This window comes from Costertonia aggregata, from assembly GCF_013402795.1.
In the GTDB taxonomy this organism is placed as follows: Bacteria; Bacteroidota; Bacteroidia; order Flavobacteriales; family Flavobacteriaceae; genus Costertonia; species Costertonia aggregata.
On the sequence record NZ_CP058595.1, the window covers coordinates 3,400,766 to 3,422,699 of the forward strand.

The 21,934-nt window shown below is 40.0% G+C and carries 21 protein-coding genes and 1 tRNA gene; 7 read left to right on the plus strand and 15 right to left on the minus strand.

Annotated features, from left to right (window positions below; all coding sequences use genetic code 11):
* Positions 1 to 107: 107 nt before the first annotated feature.
* On the minus strand, positions 108 to 6,197 hold the full coding sequence (locus HYG79_RS15660) for an Ig-like domain-containing protein (RefSeq protein ID WP_179243005.1): 6,090 nt from the start codon (positions 6,195 to 6,197) through the stop codon (positions 108 to 110).
* Positions 6,198 to 6,773: 576 nt separating this feature from the next.
* Positions 6,774 to 6,847 (minus strand) — tRNA-Met (locus HYG79_RS15665).
* A 134-nt stretch (positions 6,848 to 6,981) separates the two neighbouring features.
* Here HYG79_RS15665 and HYG79_RS15670 point away from each other — a divergent pair.
* Together HYG79_RS15670 and HYG79_RS15675 are read left to right on the plus strand one after the other, a co-directional pair.
* Positions 6,982 to 7,365, plus strand: coding sequence for an START-like domain-containing protein (locus tag HYG79_RS15670; protein ID WP_179243006.1), 384 nt, complete (start codon positions 6,982 to 6,984; stop codon positions 7,363 to 7,365).
* Positions 7,366 to 7,419: 54 nt separating this feature from the next.
* On the plus strand, positions 7,420 to 8,265 hold the full coding sequence (locus HYG79_RS15675) for an aminotransferase class IV (RefSeq protein WP_179243007.1): 846 nt from the start codon (positions 7,420 to 7,422) through the stop codon (positions 8,263 to 8,265).
* Positions 8,266 to 8,278: 13 nt separating this feature from the next.
* On the opposite strand, the gene HYG79_RS15680 is transcribed toward HYG79_RS15675, so the two are convergent.
* The 5 genes from HYG79_RS15680 to HYG79_RS15700 form a co-directional block, all read right to left on the minus strand.
* A complete protein-coding gene (locus HYG79_RS15680) occupies positions 8,279 to 8,839 on the minus strand; it encodes a YqgE/AlgH family protein (protein WP_179243008.1) in 561 nt (186 codons plus the stop codon).
* A 111-nt stretch (positions 8,840 to 8,950) separates the two neighbouring features.
* The gene (locus HYG79_RS15685) at positions 8,951 to 9,223 is read right to left on the minus strand and encodes an HU family DNA-binding protein (RefSeq protein ID WP_179243009.1); all 273 of its coding nucleotides are present in this window, start codon (positions 9,221 to 9,223) and stop codon (positions 8,951 to 8,953) included.
* A gap of 175 nt (positions 9,224 to 9,398) precedes the next feature.
* Positions 9,399 to 10,355, minus strand: coding sequence for a methionyl-tRNA formyltransferase (gene fmt, locus HYG79_RS15690; protein WP_179243010.1), 957 nt, complete (start codon positions 10,353 to 10,355; stop codon positions 9,399 to 9,401).
* A 1-nt stretch (position 10,356) separates the two neighbouring features.
* Positions 10,357 to 12,231, minus strand: coding sequence for a RecQ family ATP-dependent DNA helicase (locus HYG79_RS15695; protein WP_262888981.1), 1,875 nt, complete (start codon positions 12,229 to 12,231; stop codon positions 10,357 to 10,359).
* Positions 12,232 to 12,254: 23 nt separating this feature from the next.
* Positions 12,255 to 12,815 carry an AAA family ATPase gene (locus HYG79_RS15700; protein WP_179243012.1) on the minus strand — a complete coding sequence of 187 codons (561 nt, stop codon included), beginning with the start codon at positions 12,813 to 12,815 and terminating at the stop codon, positions 12,255 to 12,257.
* Between the two features lie 134 nt (positions 12,816 to 12,949).
* Here HYG79_RS15700 and HYG79_RS15705 point away from each other — a divergent pair, with 134 nt between their 5' ends.
* From HYG79_RS15705 to HYG79_RS15720, 4 genes are all read left to right on the plus strand, one after another.
* A complete protein-coding gene (locus HYG79_RS15705) occupies positions 12,950 to 13,237 on the plus strand; it encodes a DUF493 family protein (protein WP_179243013.1) in 288 nt (95 codons plus the stop codon).
* 89 nt (positions 13,238 to 13,326) lie between these two features.
* Positions 13,327 to 13,983, plus strand: coding sequence for a DUF4290 domain-containing protein (locus HYG79_RS15710; RefSeq protein WP_179243014.1), 657 nt, complete (start codon positions 13,327 to 13,329; stop codon positions 13,981 to 13,983).
* Between the two features lie 15 nt (positions 13,984 to 13,998).
* Positions 13,999 to 15,306 (plus strand): UDP-N-acetylglucosamine 1-carboxyvinyltransferase, encoded by a 1,308-nt coding sequence (gene murA, locus HYG79_RS15715; protein ID WP_179243015.1) that lies wholly within the window; start codon positions 13,999 to 14,001, stop codon positions 15,304 to 15,306.
* Between the two features lie 19 nt (positions 15,307 to 15,325).
* Positions 15,326 to 15,652: a GNAT family N-acetyltransferase gene (locus tag HYG79_RS15720; RefSeq protein WP_179243016.1), complete on the plus strand. Its 327-nt coding sequence runs from the start codon at positions 15,326 to 15,328 to the stop codon at positions 15,650 to 15,652.
* Here the strand turns inward: HYG79_RS15720 and HYG79_RS15725 are convergent.
* The 8 genes from HYG79_RS15725 to HYG79_RS15755 are packed head-to-tail and all read right to left on the minus strand — an operon-like array spanning position 15,649 to position 20,565.
* Entirely contained in the window at positions 15,649 to 16,059 is a 411-nt protein-coding gene (locus HYG79_RS15725; RefSeq protein WP_179243017.1) for a hypothetical protein, read from the minus strand. The genes HYG79_RS15720 and HYG79_RS15725 overlap by 4 nt on opposite strands.
* A complete protein-coding gene (locus HYG79_RS18295; protein ID WP_394367004.1) occupies positions 16,049 to 16,468 on the minus strand; it encodes a DoxX family protein in 420 nt (139 codons plus the stop codon). Before HYG79_RS18295 ends, HYG79_RS15725 begins: the two co-directional genes overlap by 11 nt.
* Positions 16,425 to 16,823: an alkyl hydroperoxide reductase gene (locus HYG79_RS15730; RefSeq protein WP_179243018.1), complete on the minus strand. Its 399-nt coding sequence runs from the start codon at positions 16,821 to 16,823 to the stop codon at positions 16,425 to 16,427. Before HYG79_RS15730 ends, HYG79_RS18295 begins: the two co-directional genes overlap by 44 nt.
* 4 nt (positions 16,824 to 16,827) lie before the next feature.
* A complete protein-coding gene (locus HYG79_RS15735; protein WP_179243019.1) occupies positions 16,828 to 17,829 on the minus strand; it encodes a pirin family protein in 1,002 nt (333 codons plus the stop codon).
* 55 nt (positions 17,830 to 17,884) lie between these two features.
* Entirely contained in the window at positions 17,885 to 18,331 is a 447-nt protein-coding gene (locus HYG79_RS15740; protein ID WP_179243020.1) for a VOC family protein, read from the minus strand.
* An 8-nt stretch (positions 18,332 to 18,339) separates the two neighbouring features.
* Positions 18,340 to 18,930 (minus strand): hypothetical protein, encoded by a 591-nt coding sequence (locus HYG79_RS15745; RefSeq protein ID WP_179243021.1) that lies wholly within the window; start codon positions 18,928 to 18,930, stop codon positions 18,340 to 18,342.
* A gap of 25 nt (positions 18,931 to 18,955) precedes the next feature.
* Complete coding sequence (locus tag HYG79_RS15750) at positions 18,956 to 19,123, minus strand: Lacal_2735 family protein (protein ID WP_179243022.1); 168 nt, start codon at positions 19,121 to 19,123, stop codon at positions 18,956 to 18,958.
* Between the two features lie 14 nt (positions 19,124 to 19,137).
* Positions 19,138 to 20,565, minus strand: coding sequence for an amidohydrolase (locus HYG79_RS15755; protein ID WP_179243023.1), 1,428 nt, complete (start codon positions 20,563 to 20,565; stop codon positions 19,138 to 19,140).
* A gap of 283 nt (positions 20,566 to 20,848) precedes the next feature.
* Between HYG79_RS15755 and HYG79_RS15760 the strand changes: the two genes are divergently transcribed.
* The gene (locus tag HYG79_RS15760; RefSeq protein ID WP_179243024.1) at positions 20,849 to 21,898 is read left to right on the plus strand and encodes a DUF6340 family protein; all 1,050 of its coding nucleotides are present in this window, start codon (positions 20,849 to 20,851) and stop codon (positions 21,896 to 21,898) included.
* Positions 21,899 to 21,934 lie beyond the last annotated feature (36 nt).

Sequence of the window (21,934 nt, forward strand, 5' to 3'; positions counted from 1 at the left end):
CTACTTGCGGTCTTTTTAATTTACTATTCTTCTTTAAAAGAAAGGCAGAAACTTAATGTCTCTGCCTTTCATTAACTAAGAAGGCTATGTGATAATTGCAGCACAAATCACTCTTTGATTATCCTGACTTGTGATACAGTTTTACCTGTTACATCCCTAAGATTCAATATATACACGCCTTTGGGCAAAGTCGTCATATCTAGGGGAGCACTGCCAAATTCATCTACTTTAAAATCAAAGGACTCTTTTACCAGCTGCCCCATCATATTATGTAGCGTACCTTTTAAAGTTTGGTTAGAAGTACCTTCTAAAGTAAACTGTGTTATGTTTTCAACAGGGTTTGGATATACTTTTCCATTGTTTAAAATAGAATTTGATGTATTTTCCACACTATTTACAACCTCAAAGTTGATGGTAAGCGAAGTCCCAGCCTCCCCATTTCCTGAGCGTTCCGAAAAAGGAGTCGCGGTTACCGTATTGTTTCCTAATGGAAAACTAACTGAGTTGAAGTTACCATTTCTATCTCCTGCTAATGTAAAAGGTACGATGCTTTCCGTTTTAAAACCTTGCGTACCATTAAAATCAAAGATGACACTTCTAACAGGAAGGTCCCCTACACTTGCTAAAATGCTAAAATTGTTTGAAGCAAAGTCTGCTAGATCGATTATATCACCTTCCAACAATGGACCTACCTCTTCGTTGGTTTCTGCGTTTATAAGTGTGAGACTAGTAATTTCACTCGCTCGAGTATCTACGACCTCAAAGTTTATCGTTAAAGCGTTACCGACTTCTCCTTCACCATTGGATTCTGAAAACGGAGTTGCTTTCACGGTATTGTTGCCCAATGGAAACGATACTGACCTAAAATCACCATTCAAATCACCGTTTAAAGTATAAGGTGCGATATTTTCCGTTTTGAAACCTTCGGTATCGTTGAAATCAAAAACAACACTTTTAACCGGGGCTTCACCTATACTCGCCAAAATACTAAAACTATTTGATGGGAAATCGGCTAAGTCAATCACATCGCCTTCCAATAATGGGCCTATCTCTTCATCGGTATCAGCATTTATGAGGGTGAAACTGGTTATTTCTCTTACTCTTGTATCGATTACCTCAAAGTTTATTGTCAAGGATTTTCCGGCTTCCCCATTACCGCCACGTTCCGGATAAGGGGTCGCTGTCACTGTGTTGTTACCTAATGGGAAGACAACAGAATTGAAATTGCCGTTCAAATCACCTGCCAAGGTAAAGGGCGCTATGTTTTCTGTTTTGAAACCCTCAGTACCATTAAAATCATAAATGACGCTGCTTACCGGAACTTCTCCTACACTAGCTAAAATACTAAAGCTATTGGATGCAAAATTGGCTAAATCAATTATTGTACCTTCCTCTAGCGGACCTACTTCTTCATTGGTTTCTGCATTTATAAGGGTGAAATTGGTCACAGTGGGCGCATCCAATACGGTTAATTCAATAAGTGATGTTCCAGTACTCTTATCCGGTGCATTGCTAGAAACATTAAGTTCGTCATAATACACATCGGGAGATAAATCAGTGGCATCTAACGTAACGGTCAAATTGCGGGAGCCACCTGCCGGAATTACTCCTGACAACGATGAAATATCACTTATGAAATTCGTAAGTGGAATTTCAGGTCTAATGAAACGTAAAGCCAACCCATCTTTTATGTAGGGTGTGTTGAAAGCTACCTGAGCCCCATCAGTGGCATCGGCATTTTCAATACCAACTGTGCCTTGGTCTGTAAACGACGCTGCGTTGACATCATCGTAAAAAACATCTATTGTTCCATCATCCAGAATAATAATCTTGAATGTTACCGTTTCTTCAGGATTACCAAAGAATATCGGAGCATTCGTCCACTGAACCACCACAGCATCGGCAAAAGCTGCAATATGCACTGATCCACCTTCTTCTTGCGGTTCTAAATCTGCCCAGAAACCTGCAATGATATTGTTTATACCATCATCTACAGGTATTTGCCCATTAAAGAAAGTAAATGGACTGGTTGGTGGTTGAAACGATACGAACCCATTGGCATTTACAAAAAGGCTCTCATAAGTACTGTCATAAAACTCGATGGGAAACGGTAAAGCAAGCTCTGCCGTGCCATCGGCACCAACAAACTCGGTAAGCTCAAAGCCTATAGTACTTATGTCGAATGGGAAATAAACAGGTCCACCTTCTTCATCGCTATCGATCCACGTGTACCCAAACTCATCATCCTTGCCCATACTATTGAGTACTTTCGCACCTGAGCGAGTATCCTTAATTCCCTTTTCCTTAGTTTCAAATCCAGAAAACTCGATTAGCTCTGCATTGTTGCTTATTACGGCACTAGGGTTTGCCAAGGCAGCTGCCATTGTCAATTCTGGAAAGGAATATACCAAAGGAGAACTCCCGTCATTTCGCAACGTTATTTCTGTAGTTACCGTTTTACCCGTATCTACAACTTCAAACACTTCTGAAGGGTCTAAAATAGCAGTTGGTGGGTCGACCCCTATACCGTTTACGATAACCTCAATAGTATCTGTATCAGGTGCATCGCTGACGATGGAAATAATCCCGTTGATACTTCCAACTGTTGAAGGTGCGAACGTTACCGTAATTTCTTGCTCTTCTCCACCGGGTATTACCGTTGAAGAAAGGTCAACACTAAAATCCGGGTTATCAGAAGTTATGCTTTCAATGTTCAATAATGCAAGGCCAGTGCTGCTAATCGTAAAAGTTCGATTATTTTCATTTCCAATGAAAACGTCATTAAACGTCAATAATTCATCTGATACCTCAATACCTGAAACTTGTCCTGAAACCTCAAAAGAAGTCGCAACCGCGGCAGTTGGTGTAACAGGGTCATTGCTATTCACCAAGATATCTGTTTCAAAAATTCCGTTCGCTAATGAGCTTCCATCAAAACTTACGGAAACTTCAACACTTTGACCGGGTGCAACAGTACCGGAAGACGGCTCCAACGTGATATAATCCCCTTCGTCCCCGCCACTTAATGCTCTGGTCAAAAAGGCAAAGTTGTCAAGGTTGTCATAGCTTGCACCGTTATCCGAACTTGCATAATATGTATCGGGCCTTACCGAAGTCGTGTCAAAAGTCCCTTGGGAAAAATCAATCCCCTCCGGATATTTGTGGACTACCCAAAATGATTCGCCAGCATTGAATTCTTGAGGTTCATTAAGAATTTCTTCTAAAAAGATACCATCGGCACTGGTCTGGGTTATGACCTGCGAGGTCAAGAGTTGGCCCAAATCAGGTGTTTCTCCTCCTCTGATGACTTCGAGAATAATCGATACTTCATCAAGGTCTTCAGTCTGGTATGCATTTCTGACAGCGTTAAGAGTGAAATCACTTTCCGCATCAAATTTGACCGCAAATGCCAAAGCGGTACCATCCCCAAAACCTATAAAATCATCTGGAAAATTGATACCTGTATCGTAAAAGATAGAATCTGAAAATACCCTTGCATTTTTCTCTAGCTCAATATTTTTTGCAGATAATAGCTTGAGTTTTTTGTTTGGTTTACTTTCAATTGACTTAAGCCTGTTTTTATCAAATCTTTCAGTATTGCCCTGCCCATATTTACGCATGTCCATATTGGCAATCAAGTTGGCGCTATTTGTAGAAGGCGGGGAAAATACTGTTGTACCGACACCGGTTGTGAAATTCAATTCGCTTTCACCGGTGTTTGTGATTTGGAACGAACGTTCGGCTATCGCGGGGTCGTCGATTCTCACGTCAACAGCAGCGCTTAACGCATCTGGAGTTACACCTATTGTTGGTGGTACTTGAACTGTGAGAGTAACAGGTATCTCTATATTCGGATTTGTTTCATCATTACTTGCTACATTAATCGTAGCATTGTAGACACCGGGAACTAGACTTCTTGCGTCAAACTTTACCGTTGCGGTTTCAGTAGTTCCAAAGGGAACAATGCCTGCTGTGGGCGAAACAGTAAGGAAAAAAGCATTTTCGTCACCGTCTATAATTTCAACATTATCTATGTCCATAGTAGAACCGACTGCTTCCATCGGGGTTAAAAATACCACTTGTTCTATTTCAGAGGCAAAAGCGGTCCCAGAGAAAACCAATTCGTCGTCAAAGAAGACTTGCATTGCCGCATCGTCCTTATCAACTATAATCCGTAGATCAAAGTAACCTTCGGGAGTTACGGCAGTAATAGGTATGAAGGCCGATGATCCACCATCTAAAATATCTATACTGCGGTCTGCATTGAAACGCACCCGGGTCACCACCGATCCTGCAGCGGGGGATTGCGGGATAACCTCCCACGTAGTACCACTACCTTGAATGTTTACTCTGGTAGAGGAGACCATAAAAGGTTCGTTGCCGGGCGTGATTACAGGTGTAAAGGCTAAACGATTACCGCCTAAACCATCAGAAACACTACTAATGTGCTGATTTCCCTCAAAAGGATTGGTATTGGTAACGACCCAATCATCAGCTTCGGTAGCTGCCGATATGAACCATCCAAACTGATCATCGATATTACCAAGGGCATACTCTTCAAAATCACCTGAAAAAAGGTTCGTAACGATTGAATTAAATATACCGTCATGCGAAGTTATCAAAGAAGACAATCCTTTTGGTGCTCCATTAGTCCCATAATTTCCGGTTTTGAAACCTTCAGTAGCGATAAAATTATTTGTAAGGGTCACCCTGTTTTCAAAGCCGACCGGAGAGATACCATCGCTATTGTTAATGGTAATGGTATAGTTTAAGTCATCGTCGCCCGAGTTTTGGATGCTCAAATCTCTAGTGATGACTTGAAATTGATCTATCGTTTCATCAAAGGATTCTGGTGAGATACCGATCATAGGCGCTTCTGTACCATCTAAAACCCTTAGTGTTACCGGTATGGTCACTGTTCTATCAAACCCTTCAGTAGTCAGTATGATTTCGTCGGTATAAATGCCTTTTGTAATACCTGTTGTATTGAACTGTACTTGTAGTATGGCAGATTCAGATACATCCAACGTTATTGTGGCAGGGTCGAATAGCTCTATCAAGGAACCAGGCGCTACGCTAGGCGTAACTACCACGGATTGATCGGATACATTCGTAACGGTCAATTCGCTAATTGAAATTTCATCTACGTTAATTTCATCGGATATTGAAGATGGCGAGGCCGCAATTGGCGCAGCTCCTGCGATTTGCCATCCCATGTCGCTAAAATGTGCTCTAGTAATATCACCAATATTGAAATTGGATTCTGAAGCTCCCACTTGTGGGCTCATTAATGAATTGGGGTCACCTGCTGGAAAAGTTGCTTCGTCCCAATGCGCAATACTGGAGCCTCCTTGAAAAGGATTTGGTGCAAATAGTTCGGGGAGAACACCGCCAAGTGCCGCTACGGCATTTGTGCCATTGACAAAGACATCTCCACTGGTGTAGAAGTCTCCCAATTCTTGTGATGGGTTGGGCAGATCAAGTACTGAATTGCCATCGCCATCAACTACGAAAATATCAAAAATGATAGGTACACCACCAGCAAAGCCAAGCGAACCTACACCATTGTTATCAACATCTCCACCATCAATAAAACCTAACCCATGGCCAGCTTCATGTAATGCGACAGTGACAAAGTCAAATAATCCGGCCGGAGTGTTCCCATCTGTTCCAAAATACCATGGAATGCCGTTTCCAAGATTTACCACTAAATCAAATTCTTCTTCGGGATCCAAGTCAACCCCTGCCAAGGCGTTTGCCAAAGCAGCCGGGTAGAATACACCAGGTTCTGGAGCACCTTCAAAATCCCTAAAAATAGAGGTGGGTCCTGCCGAGGCAAGAACCCCGGGGCCTAAGTCTGCAAACTCTGCAAAAATCCGGATAGGTACGGTTGAAACAATTTCCTCTGCCCAAATGTCCAAGGCAAACTGGAATGCGGCCACAACCTCGGGCCTAGACTGTGCCTCGGGACCAAAAGTAACCAAAAGTTCAGCCGTAGCAGATTTTTTGGTACGTGAAAAAGAAGACTTTTTCGCCGCCATTTGTGACATGGCTATTCTGGAATGCTGATCTTCATAATTTGCGGGGCAAACTACGATAGGACCAGGCAGTTTTTCCATTTTCTGAGCCTGTGCCGTTTGAATTCCGCAGAAAACAAAAAGCAAGATAAAAGTGAAAATGCGATAACTTTTTAACATGCTAAATGTTAAAAAATTATCACACCATGAGTAATTTTTTTTCATAATGTGAGGTGTTAATTAGTTAAACTTTTGAAAATTAACATAAAATTATAACACCACAAAACATTTATTTAGGATAATTCTTACTTTTTGCAATAAATAGTTAAAATTCGCCTTCTTTTTGTTAAGACATTAACAATATTAAGTCGTTGCTACCTTAAAGTCACACGTGTTTGTTGGAGGTTTTCATTCAGCAGTAAAATTTTCGCTCAAAGAATGGAATTCTCATTATCCCAAGTGTTACATATGAAACCCTGTTGAAGATTCAGGTGGGTCTTATGATTATATCAATCAATACGGTTTCGTGCTGAGAAGGTCTCTGATTAAAACTGCATGCTCAAAAAAATGGGCAACAGGTACTAAATAAAAGTATAATTTCCTGAGAGTTTCCCCAACTTTGAATTTATTTTTAATGCTTACTTGAGCATGTTATATGTTGAGCGTATGTTGACTTATCAAAAGTTATGGAACGAGGTCATTTTCCATTAAATTCTTAAAAAGAAAAGACCACTAAAAAGTGGTCTATTTTTGGAGTAGCGAGAGAGGGACTTGAACCCTCGGCCTCCGGGTTATGAATCCGACGCTCTAACCAGCTGAGCTACCTCGCCAAGGTATAGTAAAACGGGTGCAAATATAAAGTTTAATTTCTTGTTCATCAAAATAAGGGCCTTAAAAATATTCCTTCGGTTTTATTTTTTTATCATAAGGAAATCTATATATTGCCCATAGAAAACATTTGAGAATGGACGATAGAATAAAATTTGAAATAGAGTTTGTTATACAATCCTCACCATCATTACTATACAATTACATATCAACGCCTTCCGGTCTTTCTGAATGGTTTGCCGACAACGTAAATTCACGCGGTGAACTATTTAGTTTCATTTGGGACGGTTCGGAAGAAGAGGCTAAGCTTTTAAAACGAAAAAGCGATGAATTCGTAAAATTTGCATGGACGGACCAAGATGATGATGGCTTTTTTGAAATGAAAATAATAGTTGACGAAATCACGAAAGACGTATCCCTGTTCATAACAGATTTTGCTGACGAGGACGAGCTTGACGAGGCTAAAATGCTTTGGGAAAACCAAATAGCTTCCCTAAAACAAGTACTGGGATCCAAATAAACGTTTTTGCAATAAAGAAGTATCTTTGGCCTTGGATTTTTCAAGGCTTTTTTTATGATAAATTTTAATGGAAATATAACTCCATCAGATACTTTTTTTCTAAATCACACCAATAGGGGCTTACGATACGGAGACGCACTTTTTGAAGCTATCCGGGTCGTTAACGGTAAAATCTTTTTTTGGGAAGACCATTACCTTAGGCTTATGGCCTCTATGCGTATTTTGCGTATGGAAATCCCTATGGACTTTACCATGGAATTTCTTGAGGAACAGATTTTGAAAACCATAGCCGCAAATACTTCCAACACCGGTTTGGCCCGGGTTCGCCTCATCGTTTTTAGGAATGATGGCGGGTTTTATCTACCAGAAAAAAAATCGATTTCCTATATTATCGAAACCACGGTTTTGGAGACTCCTTTCTTTGTTTTGGAAGAAAAGGAATACGAGGTAGAACTGTTCAAGGATTACTATATCAACGCTGATATGCTATCTAACCTAAAGACCAATAATAAGATACTGAACGTTATAGGCAGTGTTTATGCACAGGAAAACGGCTATCATAATTGCTTACTGCTAAACAATGCCAAACAAGTCGTAGAGGCATTGAACGGTAATCTTTTTATGATCAAGGGGAATATGGTCAAAACCCCATCTTTAAAAGACGGTTGCTTGAACGGAATCATTAGAAAAAAACTGATTGAAATCGTTAAAAAGTTGGATGATTATACCTTCGAAGAAGCCTCAATTTCGCCTTTTGAGCTTCAAAAAGCAGATGAATTATTCGTTACCAACGCTATTATGGGCATACAGCCGATTACAAAGTACAGAAAAAAAGAATATACGAATACGGTTGCAAAAGATTTGATGGGAAAGCTGAATGTAGCGGCTAGGTTGGGTTAGTTCAATTGCCAAATTAATTCAAATTCGGATTTTCGGGTGCATTGGACCATAAAAGATAATCACCGCCCAATTCCATCATTTTTTCTTTCCAGAACGCACTGGCGGGCTTGTGTATGATGTCACTTTCATATTCGTTTTTTACGACTACCCATGATTTGGAGGTCAGTTCTTCTTCCAATTGAAAGGTGGACCAGCCGGAATATCCCAAAAAGAAACGGATATCTTTATCGGTTATCGATTTGTTGTTGATAAGGTGAACTGTCTTTTCAAAATCGCCTCCCCAGTAGATCCCATCGGATATTTCAATACTATTGTCAATTAAATCGGGTACACTATGGATAAAATAAAGATTATCCTGTTCTACCGGGCCGCCATTGTAAACTTGAATGGGGATTTCAATTTCGGTTACTAGATCGCTTATATCGTAATCCAACGGTTTGTTCAATATAAAGCCCACTGAGCCTTCGTCGTTGTGCTCGGCTAAAAGTACAACGGCCCTGTTAAATGATACATCGCCTGTAAGGGTAGGTTCAGCTATCAATAACTTTCCTTTTTTCGGTTTTAATAGTACCATGTTAATGTGTTAGTCTAACTAAAATAAGATAATTCTTATTAATACCAAAAGTGGGCAATAAAAAAGCACTATGCAAAAGCATAGTGCTCAATGTATTATTCTATGAAAGAATTAGTTTACTGCTTTACCTAAATCAGCACCAGCTTTGAACTTCACTACATTTTTTGCTGCGATTTGGATAGTTTTACCGGTAGATGGGTTTCTACCTTCTCTAGCGTTTCTTTTAGATACAGACCAAGATCCGAAACCTACCAAAGAAACTCTTCCACCTTTTTTAAGTGTACCTTCAACATTTCCTAAAAAAGATTCTAACGCTTTCTTAGCTGCTGCTTTTGTAATGCCAGCATCAGCTGCCATCGCATCGATTAATTCTGTTTTGTTCATAATGTAATTAAATTAATTGTTTAAAATAATTTTAAAGCTTAAACAAATTTATATGGATTTACGATCAACACAAGTAAAATCAAGGGAAATCACTGCTTTTGTTGATAACTCAGGGTGTTTGTTGATAAAGTAGAGGGTTTTCTTACGTTTCTCGCAGCCCAATAATAATGGGGCTTTAGAGAAGATGGGCATTTTTTGCCAATTTTAATCCGTTCAAAACATCCTTTACTGGCATTCTACGTTTTCCAGGGAGCTGTATTTCCCGTAAATCAATATAGCCTTGTGCTACGGCAACTTTTAGCTCTGTTTTGCCGACAACCAGTTCGCCTGTTGCTACATTATGCTGTTCCAAAATCGTATCAACATCATATATTTTGATGACCATGGATTCCTCCCCATTTTTTAGCGTTGTCCAGGCGGACGGGTAGGGGCTTAGGCCTCTAATATGGTTGTAAATGTCATTAATGGGCAAAGACCAGTCTATCTTACAGGTGTCCTTATGTATTTTGGGCGCATCCTTTACTTGGGCCGTAGTTTCCATTTCTGACTGTGGCACTGGTGTCACTTCATCATTTTCTATTTTTTTTACCGTATCAATCACCAATTCTGCCCCTATCATCATTAACTTATCATGCAGTATACCTGCAGTATCCTCTTTTTTGATTTCTGTTTTTTTGCGGAGGATTATTTTTCCGGTGTCTATTTTCTCATCTATAAAAAAAGTAGTGACCCCGGTTTCGGTTTCCCCATTAATTATCGCCCAGTTTATAGGAGCGGCCCCCCTGTAGTTGGGCAACAAAGATGCATGTAGGTTAAAGGTGCCGTATTTGGGCATTTGCCACACTATTTTAGGTAACATTCTAAAAGCGACAACTATCTGTAGATTTGCATTTAGCGATCCCAATTCCTTTAGAAAGGCCTCATCTTTTAAATTGGTGGGTTGCAATACCTTGATATTTTTTTTGAGAGCGTACCTTTTTACTGCGGATTCTTGCACTTTTCTACCCCTGCCCGCAGGACGGTCTGGCGCGGTAATTACCCCAACGACGTTTTTTTTGTTTTCCATCAAAGCGGAAAGTGTTGCCACGGCAAAATCCGGGGTACCCATAAATACTATACGCAATGCATCCATATTAGATTAATTCGTATTTGTTTTTTAAATCGATTTTTATCAGTTCATCCTCCAATAGTTCCTGAATGGCTAAAAGAATGTTTTTTTCTTTGTAGGTCAATACTTGTATCAATTCCCTAGAGGACATATTCCCGGCGGATAATCGTTTGAGTATATCTTCACGTACCAGATTGATGATAGGAATATCAATTTCATCCTTATGGAGGCAAATATCACAAATGCCACAGTCATGTTCTAATCTTTCGCCGAAGTATTGCAATAATTGTTTGCTCCTGCATACCGTATCGTTTTTGATGTAAGAAAGCATATGCGTTATATTGTCCGACTTCACTTTTTGAATGGTTTCCACTTTTTTGGAAATACCGTGTATGGTATTGTCGTCTTCCCTGGGCACTAAAAAAGTAACTTCCAAATCGCTATGTTGGGCATTATAGGTTATGATTTCATCAGTTTTAAGACGTTCCAGGGTTTTGATAACGTTATCTTCTGTAACATTAGCTTTCTTTGAGATTAAATAGGTATTTATTTTGGTGTTGTAATCAAAAATCCCACCATAGGTGCGCAATATCGTCTTAAGTATGGGTGCCTCTTTCTTATGAATTTCAAGATAAGCGAAGAGTTGTTGTTTTGTACAAATAAACTGTACCGTTGTTTTTTTTGAAAAATTCTCCGACAGACCAATAATGGAATTTTGATCCAGCATTCGTAGGCCATTATAGGCAAGCAAAGTATTTAATTCATAGATGTTGCAGAACTCGTTGAACTTTAAGGCGAAGGTTTCGTTAGCACCTTCACCGTAAGGGATTTGAAAATAGGAGTTGAGTTTTCGGTATAACAGTTTTAAAAAAGAAACGTCAGGTAGAACACTCAAAAATTGCTTCTTCACCTGTTCTTCATCTGCCTTGTTCGTAATTAGAACCGCTTGAGCCGCTTCACCGTTTCTTCCCGCACGCCCGGCTTCTTGAAAGTAATTTTCCAGACTATCCGGTATTTGGTAATGTACAACAAGTTTAACATCAGGTTTATCAACGCCCATGCCAAAAGCGTTGGTAGCTACCATGATCTGGGTCTTGTTTTTTAACCACGCATTCAAACGCTTCTCTTTTTCTTTTTTGGGCATACCACCATGAAAAAATGATACTGAACAGCCTTTGGATTGCAAAAAAGAGCTTAGCTCTACACATAACCTTCTTGTACGCACGTAAACAATGGTACTGTCTTTACGGGTTGTACACAAATGTTGCAGGCGATACAATTTATCCTCGTCCCAGGAAATGGTAAAAGCAATATTGTCACGCAGAAAAGAATCTTTTATAATGCTTTTGTTGTGCATTCCCAGATTCTCCAAAATATCTTTGGCCACTTTTTCGGTGGCTGTTGCCGTTAGTGCGATTATCGAAATATCAGGAGCGAGCTCCTTTAATCTGGAGCACTCCAAGTATGCAGGTCTAAAATCATGTCCCCATTGCGAGATACAGTGGGCCTCGTCTATTGCAATTAGGTTTACGTTCATTTGGCGAATCCTGTCCGAAACCACTTCTTGTTGCAAACGTTCAGGGGATAAATATAGAAATTTATAATTTCCGTGGATGCAGTTGTCCAATAGGTTACTGACTTCGTCAAAAGGAATACCCCCGGTCAATGCAATAGCTTTGATTCCTTTTTCTTTTAGGGTTTCCACTTGATTGTGAATCAAGGCGACCAAAGGCGAGACCACAATACAAATACCATCTTGTGCCAAAGCGGGAATTTGATAGCAAAGCGATTTGCCACCACCTGTCGGTAACAGGGCGAGCACATCGGTTTTATTCAAAACGGTATTTATGATTTTTTCTTGAGAACCTTTAAAGCTGGTAAAGCCCCAATACTTTTTCAAGATATGTTTTGGGTTTTGGGACACTAATTCTCTATTTGATTTAAAATAAAAGATACTCGATTTTCGATACTCCCCTTTGGTACGGTAATCGGTACATACCCCATTTTGCCATAAACCTTTTCCAAACAAAAATGTATCTGTTCCGCTTCTTTAAAGCTTTCAAACCTTTCATTGTCCCGTACATATATTTCTTTCCATGGTGGTAGCAAAAACACTTTATCGTACACAAAGTTTTCACATGCTTCTACAAAGTTTTTTTTGTGTTTTTGCCCAAAAAATTCCATATAGCCCAATACATCGGGTATGCCACGATCAAAAAATACCGGGGATTTTTTTAGTTGTTGTGCATCAATAAATTGCGCTACCCTTCCTTTAATGATTTTTGCGTTGAATTTCATGGGGTCGGAAACTGAAGAAATAGGGTTTGAACCTATGGTCTGCATCGTACCATCTTGCTTGGCTTCCAAGGTCATTAAACGTATAATTTCGGGAAAACAATGATACCCTGATGCTTGCAATTTTTCAATAATCGCTGTTTTTCCGGTTCCGGGGCCTCCCGTTATTACAATTTTGTCCTGTTTCAATACAAATTGAATATTAAATGGTTTATGGCACAAAAATACACAAACCTGTAACAACCGATCGCAGCATAAAAAACTGCCAAACACTAAAAGCAAAAAATTGTAAAGGTTACTTTATCTTTGCACAAAAGAAGAGCATGGGCAAGGAAAAACCGGAGGAGTTCTATAAAAGGCTAAAAGAACAGTTGGATGAAAGTACCACATGGCCATCTGACTACCTGTATAAATTTATAGTGCCAACGGAAAGTGATAAAATTGGTAAAATTCAAGATATTTTTGATAATACGGGAGCCGTAATCGAATCAAAACAGTCAAAAAAAGGAAAATATACCAGCATATCGGTTACCGTAAACCTTAAAAACCCCGACGAGGTTATCCAAAAATACAAAGAAGTAGGTAAGCTAAAAGGTGTTATATCCCTTTAAAATAGTATATCTACCATAATTTTGTTATTTTGCGGTCATTATTGGACTATACTTCACTATTCCTAAATTTTTAAGCAAAAAACCACAATTTGAATTTAGTAGAAAACCTAGAATACAATACTGAGCGCGAAAAGCTCATTATTCCCGAATATGGGCGTCATTTTCAAAAAATGGTCGATCATGCCGTATCCATCAAAGACGATGAAGAAAGAAATAGAATAGCCAAAGCGATCATAAGCGTAATGGGCAATTTGCAACCACATTTACGGGATGTGCCCGATTTTCAACATAAACTTTGGGACCAATTGTTTATTATGTCCGATTTTAAACTGGATGTAGAATCACCCTTTCCCATTACCAGTAAAGAGGTTTTGCAACAACGTCCCGAACCTTTGAAATACCCCCAAAATTTTCCTAAATATCGCTTTTATGGCAACAACATCAAAAGAATGATAGATGTTGCCGTTAAATGGGAAAAGGGCGATATGCGTGATGGCCTGGAATATGCCATCGCTAATCATATGAAAAAGTGCTACTTAAATTGGAATAAGGACACCGTTGATGACAAGGCCATTTTTGAACACTTGTTCGAGTTGAGTGACGGTCAGATTGATTTAGCGTCCGATGGTGAAAATCTTACGGATAGTGGCCAATTCCTCAAAAATAGAGTCGCCAAAAATACGGGGCGGAGCAACAACAATAAAAAAAATCAAAGAAATAATAATCGCGGTAAAAAGCGATACTAATACTCAGTACTTTAAATGGGAACATTTAAAATTGAAGGGGGGCACCAGCTGCATGGTGAAATCACGCCCCAAGGTGCAAAAAACGAGGCCTTACAAATATTATGTGCGGTTTTGTTGACACCGGAGAAAGTAACGATTACCAATATTCCCGATATAGTAGACGTCAACAAACTTATTTCTTTGTTAGAGGACTTGGGTGTGAAAATCCAAAAGAAGGGTAAGGGCGCTTATACCTTCAAGGCAGATGATATTAATCTGGACTATTTACAGTCTGATCAGTTCAAGCTAGACGGTAGGGGCCTCAGAGGCTCTATCATGCTTGTAGGCCCTTTGCTCTCGCGTTTTGGCAAAGGATATATACCCAAACCTGGCGGTGATAAAATAGGTCGTCGCAGATTGGATACGCATTTTGAGGGATTCATTAAACTCGGTGCTAAATTCAGATATAATAAAGAAGAGTATTTCTACGGAGTGGAGGCCAAGAAACTAAGGGGTACGTACATGTTGCTCGATGAGGCTTCGGTTACCGGTACCGCAAATATACTCATGGCAGCCGTGCTTGCCGAAGGTACGACAACGATATATAATGCCGCTTGTGAACCATATCTACAACAACTTTGCAAAATGTTGAACAGAATGGGTGCAAAGATCACGGGCATCGGCTCCAATTTATTGACCATTGAAGGTGTTGATACACTAGGCGGTACCGAGCATCGTATGCTACCCGATATGATTGAAATTGGAAGTTGGATAGGACTTGCGGCCATGACCCGGAGCGAGCTTACCATAAAAGATGTAAGCTGGGACGATTTGGGACAAATTCCCTCGGTATTCAGAAAATTGGGGATTCAATTGGAACGCAAGGGTGACGATATCTTTATTCCCGAACACAAAAATGGTTATGAAATCCAAAACTACATAGACGGTTCAATCCTTACTATTGCCGATGCTCCATGGCCAGGGCTCACACCGGATTTGTTGAGTATTATTCTCGTAATGGCCACACAGGCTAGGGGAGAAGTGATCATTCATCAAAAAATGTTCGAGAGTCGTTTGTTTTTTGTGGACAAGTTGTTGGACATGGGAGCTAAAATAATCCTATGCGACCCCCACAGGGCCGCCGTTATGGGGCATGATTTCAAATCTACCTTAAAGGCCACTACAATGACTTCTCCTGACATTAGGGCGGGGGTTTCATTGTTGATCGCCGCACTTTCGGCGAAAGGTACATCTACTATTCACAATATAGAACAGATTGACAGGGGGTATGAGAATATTGATGAACGTTTAAGTGACATAGGCGCAAAGATCACGAGAGTTTAAGCATACTATCAGCTACACTATGGATAAAAAAACAGATTGGAAATCCATACCATTGTTAAATAACGATTCAAGCGCTAAAAAACGTTTTGAACTGCATATAGATGGTCAAATTGCTTTTTTGGATTACATAATCTCCAAAAAGGAGATAATATATTTGACCCATACCGAAGTTCCCAAAGTTTTGGAAGGCAAAGGTGTGGGTGGTGCACTGGTCTCCAAAGTACTTGAACACATAAAGGAACAGGAAATCAAAATGGCACCTTTATGCCCGTTTGTTGTAGTCTATCTAAAACGCCACCCAGAATTGGCCGAAGGTATTCTGGCACCCGGTTATTCAATCGGCTAAAAAAGGTTTATTAGCCCCCAAATAAAAATCAGGTTCCATAGTATTGTTCTTCCCCAATTTCTTACTATCAATTGTCGTACATCTTTTTCCGTAAATGTTGTATTCGAGATTTTATGGTGTAGCGGAACAAACTGAGAAAAGGTAAGTGCCCAAACTAAAATCACAAGAATTAAGCTGGCAATGGTATAGAAGGTTTGGGACTCATATACTTGTATAGCGGAAACGACCAACTGACCGAACATCAACGGAACAACCACATAGGATATACGCTGCACATATATTTTGTGCCATTCTATCAAATCAAGTCTACCGTAATACGGAAAGCTGGGATAAATGATTAGCTGAACCGTCCAAATAAGGATAACAAGCCCAAAATCGAAAAGTAATCGTAGAAATTCAATATGCATTTGTTTGTTTTTGGGGTATATTAGACACAAGCCATGCCCAATATATCAATAACGGATGAACAACTAGTAGTCTACCCCAAGATACCCAAGCAGGTACACATAAACTATTATCAGCACAGGAACCTATTTGGATAAAATAGATATGTGATAGTATGAAAATCAGTAATAAGCCTATAATGGCATAACAGGCCATCTTTCTTGTTTTTTGATTAAGGACCAATACTCCAATTGCTATTTCCAATAAACCACTCAAGTAATTTATATACACGGGATAAGGCAGATAATCGGGAATAAGGCTATGATAGAAATCGGGATTTACGAAATGGTAAGCTCCCGCAGCCACGTAGAAAACAGCCAAACTGTATTTAAGGGTTTCCGTCACCGCTAAGTTTCCATTTATATTCCACATGTACTTTTCTCAGGATAAGAAAAAATGGAATCCACCACAAAAAATCGTTGGTAATAAGTGTGTAAATAAATTCAAAGGGAACGATATCCTGCAGGTAATTGAAGAAGAAACCAACAGGCCCCAATATTTTCCCTAAAAACCCGACCGCTACAATGGGCCAATGTCGCATAGGGTCATAAGAAGCCCACCAGTACCCTAGGCCATAAACCCCGATTACCATTCCCATACCTTGCCAAACCATGGGATGGTTCAACGGTTGCATCCCTACCAAATCAAAAAAATGGTCAGGAAACAGTACGACCCAAGCGCCCCATATTATATTGTAAATCGCCGCTAGTTTAAGAGTTAGTTTCATTAATTTATTTTTTTACTAAGGTGCCATCGGGGTATTTTGCAAAACGACCTTTGGACCTATCGTGTACATTATCCGTATATGGCCAAGGCCATCCACCAAATTGGGTGGTTCGATATTCTTGCATCGCTTTTTGGATTTCTACATCGGTATTCATGACAAATGGCCCATATTTAGCTATAGGCTCATTAATCGGTTTACCTTGTAACAGCAATAAATGCGACGGTTTTTTCCCAGATATGATGGAAATATCGTTGTTCGGGTTCAATGTTGCACCGTAATTGGGTCGTATGGCCGTATTAGCAATGGTGATTGAATCACCTTCGTAAAAATATAAGGTTCTATTAACATCGGATATATTGGACTTTGGTAAAATGTACTCGGTCTCGGCATCAATATGTATGTTCCAAATAGCGACATCGTTATCGGTAATGCCCGCCCACGAATCCGGAGCCGGATCTAGTGCTTTAACCGAAGCGTAGCTTCCCGCAATTATTTTGACTTGTGCATTCTCGATTTTCACTATCGGTATTTCCTCGTGCCATAACATTTTAAAATGGGGCTCGACAAACTTATTCGCTTTGGGTAGGTTGAGCCATATTTGGAACAGCTCTAATGTGTTTTCTTTATCTGTATGAAGCATCGGAAACATTTCAGAATGTTGTACACCACGCCCAGCGGTCATCCATTGTACGTCACCTTCTCCAAATCTACCTGCGGCCCCTAACGAATCTGAATGGTCACAAAACCCCTTGTTTACGATGGTTATGGTTTCAAAACCCCTATGCGGATGCGCCGGAAAACCAGGTATGGTTTGACCATGATACATTCGCCAGCCATCTTTTATTGTAAAATCATTACCTAAAGTTCTCCCTTCCAACGAAGCGTTCGGGGACATATCTTCTTTTCCTTTTGGATAATGGTCCAAATGGTATACACAAAATAAAAACGGGTCTTCCGTTTGCCAAGGAAAGCCCAATGGAAAGATTTTTTTTATTGGATTGGCCATTATTGAAACTGTTTTATTAACATATTACAAGTTATCCTAAAAAATGGAAAAGACGCTAGTGTTCAGCTGTATTGATTTCAATCCAATACCCATCGGGATCTTGAATATAAATCTGTTTTACGCCATCGGTTCGTTTGGTTATGGCATTCGCTTTTCCGGGCCAATCCGAAAACGGCACATTATTCTCTTTCAAGTGCGCAATTACGGTATCCAGATTTTGGGTTGCCAAACACAAATGCATGGATTTGTTTTTTTCGAAGGGAGTAAATTCTTTTTGGATAAGGTGTATCTGTGAACTTCCCTCAATAATAAACCATCTGAATCCGGGTTTCTTGTCCGGATGGGGCGTTTCCCGTAACTTTAAAATATTGCCATAAAATTCGGCGCTTTTATCAACATCATCTACCACTATGGCGAAATGGTCAATTTTGAAGTCAAACGATTGTGCACTGCTCAGTTGCACCCCCATCAATAAACACATCAACAATATATACGGTTTCATGTGGAATATCATTCGGTTAGCTCAAAAGAATTGATTATTTGTGCATAGGTGTTCTTTGTTTTTTCCCTTTTGTCCTTCAGGGTCCAGGCCATAATCATATACACATTTTCGTTACCTTCAACAAAGGCGATGGTATACGCTATTTCATACATAATACCATCAACTTTTCCGTCAACATCTACTACCTGTGCGTCCAGGCCGTTTATTTTCATTGCTTTGGCCGGCATTTGCTTTGTAATGGTAATACTTTCCTCAAGAAAATTTAACTGTATATCCCTGTAATTCTCCGAAACCGATTTGGAATCGTCCCATTCGTTCAATTCTTCAAAGACTTCCTTAAGCTCATCTTTTGGTTCATCAATGACCACTACATAAGCTTCCTTGAATATATTCTGATATTGCAAAGACGCATCTGGGTTAAGACCCGTGGCTGTTTTCATATATTTTGGGACAGCCATGCTATAATCATTGATCTTGACTGTTTTAAAGTCTTCGGAAACGGACAACTCTTCCTTTTTTCCAAAGCTGGGTATCTCTAAACAGGCGTTGAATTGAAAAGTGAGCAATATGATAAGTACGGTCCTAAAATATATATTCATGGTAGTGGTTGGTTGTTATTGTACATTAGTTTGATAACGCATCAATTTGTTTTTGAACAGCATCAGCTTCTGCATATTTACTGTCGCTGGCCGATCGGTTGCTTTTGGATAAATCAAAGGCTTCCTTCATCAATTTTTGATATTTTTCCTGCAATTTCTCTTTTTCCGTTTTCTTCTTGAATAATCCGAACATAGCTTTTTTTGTGTTTAATTTCCATTAATCGGGGGTGGCCCATCTATCATAGGCTCGTACACCTCGTTTCCTTTTCTAGTCTTAAATTCCTCCTTGACCTTTATGACCAATTTTGGGTTTTCAAAAAGGTCTACCATGGTCATTCCCAAAGCCTTTGATGCGTACACCATGCCTTTATGACCTATTGACATACCGCCACAGGCTACTACGGCCCAAGAATGCCAAGGTGTATCTTTTGGGGCTACCGTGACCCCAAGGTTGATATTGGGCACGTTCCAGCTTACATCGCCAACATCGGTAGAGCCGCCTCCCGGATTCTCTTCGGTCTCCTTCAAGGGATAAATTTTGCTGTCCATACCAATTTCGGGTTTCCCCGTCGCCTTTTGGATTGCTTTACCAAATGCCGTTTCCTCTTCAGTGTAACGTATGGGGCCCAACAATTCCAAATTGTTTTGCATGATTTCCCCACCGGAACGATTTACCAATGTTTCATAAATACCTGATACCAAAGATATTTTGTAATCTACATTGGCCATAATTGCCGCACCTTCGGCCATTTTTTTGACCCTTTCGTAGGTAGGTAGCATTTTTGAGCGTTTAGGGTCCCGAACCCGTACCCAAAGTTTGGCATAGTCAGGTACAACGTTTACGACTTGGCCACCGTCCTGAATATGATAATGTATTCGGGAGGTGGGCAGAATATGCTCGCGATAATAATTTATGCCTGTTGTGTAGAGCTCCAATGCATCGGATGCGCTACGGCCGTTCCAAGGGTCTGAGGATGCGTGTGCCGTTTGCCCATAAAATTCTACGATAAAGTCGATAAGGGATAGCCCACTTTGCACATCGGCCTCGATACCTGATGAAGGGTGCCAACTCAAGTTGACATCCACATCGTCCCAAAGCCCTTCTTTCACCATCCATACTTTTGCAAAATATTTTTCTTCGGCCGGGGTGCCCAAAAACTTTACCGTTCCTTTTATTTTCCCTGTATCCATCAATTCCTTGATAGCGATGGCAGCACCTAGGCTAGATGTACCGAACATGTTATGTCCGCAACCGTGCCCGGCCGCACCGGGTTTTAATGGTTCTTTTACAGGGGTAGCTTTTTGCGATATGCCCGGTAGGGCATCAAACTCGCCCAAGATACTTATTACGGGTTTCCCCGATCCGTACGTTGCTGTAAATGCTGTTGGTATGCCAGCTACACCGCGTTCTACTTCAAGTCCGTTTTTTTCGGCATAGTCAGCAAGAATGCGCGAAGACTCCTTTTCGTTGAAAGCAGTTTCAGCCAAAGCCCAAATAGAATCGCTAATTTTTATCAATGCCGATTTATGGGTCTCAACCGATGCTATAATCGCCTTTTTATTCTTGGTAAGTTTTTGCGCACTCAAAGTAATGATCATAAAAAGCGCTACTAAGAGAGATAGTTTATATTTCATTTTTCAATGTTTTTGGATAGTGATTTTGTATAGCGACACATTACGTAAATATAGTATTTTCTTATCTCATACAGAAGTCAGTTTTTTGCTATCCTAAGCTTTTTCCATTTATTTTTTTGAGTATCGGTATTTGTTTGGACCTATGACGGTTCAAATGATTTTTTCAGGAAAATGGTATATGGCATAGAACTTGTTTTAAGTATGCCAATTACAATTTAAACGCGCTTTATTCGTTACTGTTCAGATGATTAAAACCATATTAATGATAACCAATTCAACCGTTATGAAGAATTTATTTCGCTTTTTGGGATTGTTCACCCTTATGATTTGTTTGGGGGCCTGCAGTGCTACCAATCGTTTAACGATGGGGGTCACCGAACCTGCACGAATACCTTTGGATTCGGATATTACTAAAATTGGTATCATAAACAGAAGCATACCTTCTGATGGGAACAAGGTAGTGGACGAAATTGATAAGATTTTGTCACTGGAAGGAAAAAACCTAGATAAGGACGGGGCGGAAGCAGCCATTACCGGTTTGGCAGACGAATTAGAAAGAGGCGACCGTTTTGAAGCTATAAAAATCATAAATGACGGTGAATTACAACGTAAGGGTCTTGGGGTATTTCCAGCGGCACTCCCATGGGAAACCGTAGAAAAAATCTGCAAGGAAAACGATGTGGATATTTTATTCTCGCTTGAATTTTATGATACCGATACCAAGGCAAATTACGAAGTATCCATGGTGACATTACCCAATAATTTAGGAATCAATACTAAAGTACCCGGCCATAAAGTTGAATTGAACACGGTTATAAAAAATGGTTGGCGTGTATACGACCCCTTGGGAAAAGTGATACTGGACGAATATGTTTCAACAGATTATCTAAACTCTCGTGGAGCTGGAATCAACCCTGTAAAGGCCGTTGAAACCATTATCGGCAGAAAAGAAGGTGTGCAACAACTTAGTAACGTTTCGGGCGCAGATTACGCTTTGAACACAAAACCTTTGCGGCGAAGGGTGTCTAGGGATTATTTTGTACGCGGAACCGATAATTTTATAGTGGCCAAACGCAGAGCACAAACGGGAGATTGGAACGGAGCAGCGGATTTATGGGAAAATGAAATTGAGCATTCTAAAATGAAAATAGCAGGACGAGCCCATTATAATATGGCCATTATCAATGAAATAAATGGAGATTTGGAAAAGGCCATCGAATGGGCATCCAAGGCATATTCCGATTATGGAAATAACATGGCACTGCGTTATGTAAATATCTTAAAAAGTAGAATGGCTCAAAAACGTGAACTCAATAGGCAATTATCAAAATAATATTGATGTTTTCAGAAAAATAGCCTCTAGCAACCA

Excerpts from the sequence above, each read along its gene's own strand:
- HYG79_RS15660 (WP_179243005.1), bottom strand. The coding sequence starts at position 6,197 with ATGTTAAAAAGTTATCGCATTTTCACTTTTATCTTGCTTTTTGTTTTC.
- HYG79_RS15670 (WP_179243006.1), top strand. The coding sequence starts at position 6,982 with ATGGACGATAGAATAAAATTTGAAATAGAGTTTGTTATACAATCCTCA.
- HYG79_RS15675 (WP_179243007.1), top strand. The coding sequence starts at position 7,420 with ATGATAAATTTTAATGGAAATATAACTCCATCAGATACTTTTTTTCTA.
- HYG79_RS15680 (WP_179243008.1), bottom strand. The coding sequence starts at position 8,839 with ATGGTACTATTAAAACCGAAAAAAGGAAAGTTATTGATAGCTGAACCT.
- HYG79_RS15685 (WP_179243009.1), bottom strand. The coding sequence starts at position 9,223 with ATGAACAAAACAGAATTAATCGATGCGATGGCAGCTGATGCTGGCATT.
- fmt (WP_179243010.1), bottom strand. The coding sequence starts at position 10,355 with ATGGATGCATTGCGTATAGTATTTATGGGTACCCCGGATTTTGCCGTG.
- HYG79_RS15705 (WP_179243013.1), top strand. The coding sequence starts at position 12,950 with ATGGGCAAGGAAAAACCGGAGGAGTTCTATAAAAGGCTAAAAGAACAG.
- murA (WP_179243015.1), top strand. The coding sequence starts at position 13,999 with ATGGGAACATTTAAAATTGAAGGGGGGCACCAGCTGCATGGTGAAATC.
- HYG79_RS15720 (WP_179243016.1), top strand. The coding sequence starts at position 15,326 with ATGGATAAAAAAACAGATTGGAAATCCATACCATTGTTAAATAACGAT.
- HYG79_RS15725 (WP_179243017.1), bottom strand. The coding sequence starts at position 16,059 with ATGCATATTGAATTTCTACGATTACTTTTCGATTTTGGGCTTGTTATC.
- HYG79_RS18295 (WP_394367004.1), bottom strand. The coding sequence starts at position 16,468 with ATGTGGAATATAAATGGAAACTTAGCGGTGACGGAAACCCTTAAATAC.
- HYG79_RS15730 (WP_179243018.1), bottom strand. The coding sequence starts at position 16,823 with ATGAAACTAACTCTTAAACTAGCGGCGATTTACAATATAATATGGGGC.
- HYG79_RS15735 (WP_179243019.1), bottom strand. The coding sequence starts at position 17,829 with ATGGCCAATCCAATAAAAAAAATCTTTCCATTGGGCTTTCCTTGGCAA.
- HYG79_RS15740 (WP_179243020.1), bottom strand. The coding sequence starts at position 18,331 with ATGAAACCGTATATATTGTTGATGTGTTTATTGATGGGGGTGCAACTG.
- HYG79_RS15745 (WP_179243021.1), bottom strand. The coding sequence starts at position 18,930 with ATGAATATATATTTTAGGACCGTACTTATCATATTGCTCACTTTTCAA.
- HYG79_RS15750 (WP_179243022.1), bottom strand. The coding sequence starts at position 19,123 with ATGTTCGGATTATTCAAGAAGAAAACGGAAAAAGAGAAATTGCAGGAA.
- HYG79_RS15755 (WP_179243023.1), bottom strand. The coding sequence starts at position 20,565 with ATGAAATATAAACTATCTCTCTTAGTAGCGCTTTTTATGATCATTACT.
- HYG79_RS15760 (WP_179243024.1), top strand. The coding sequence starts at position 20,849 with ATGAAGAATTTATTTCGCTTTTTGGGATTGTTCACCCTTATGATTTGT.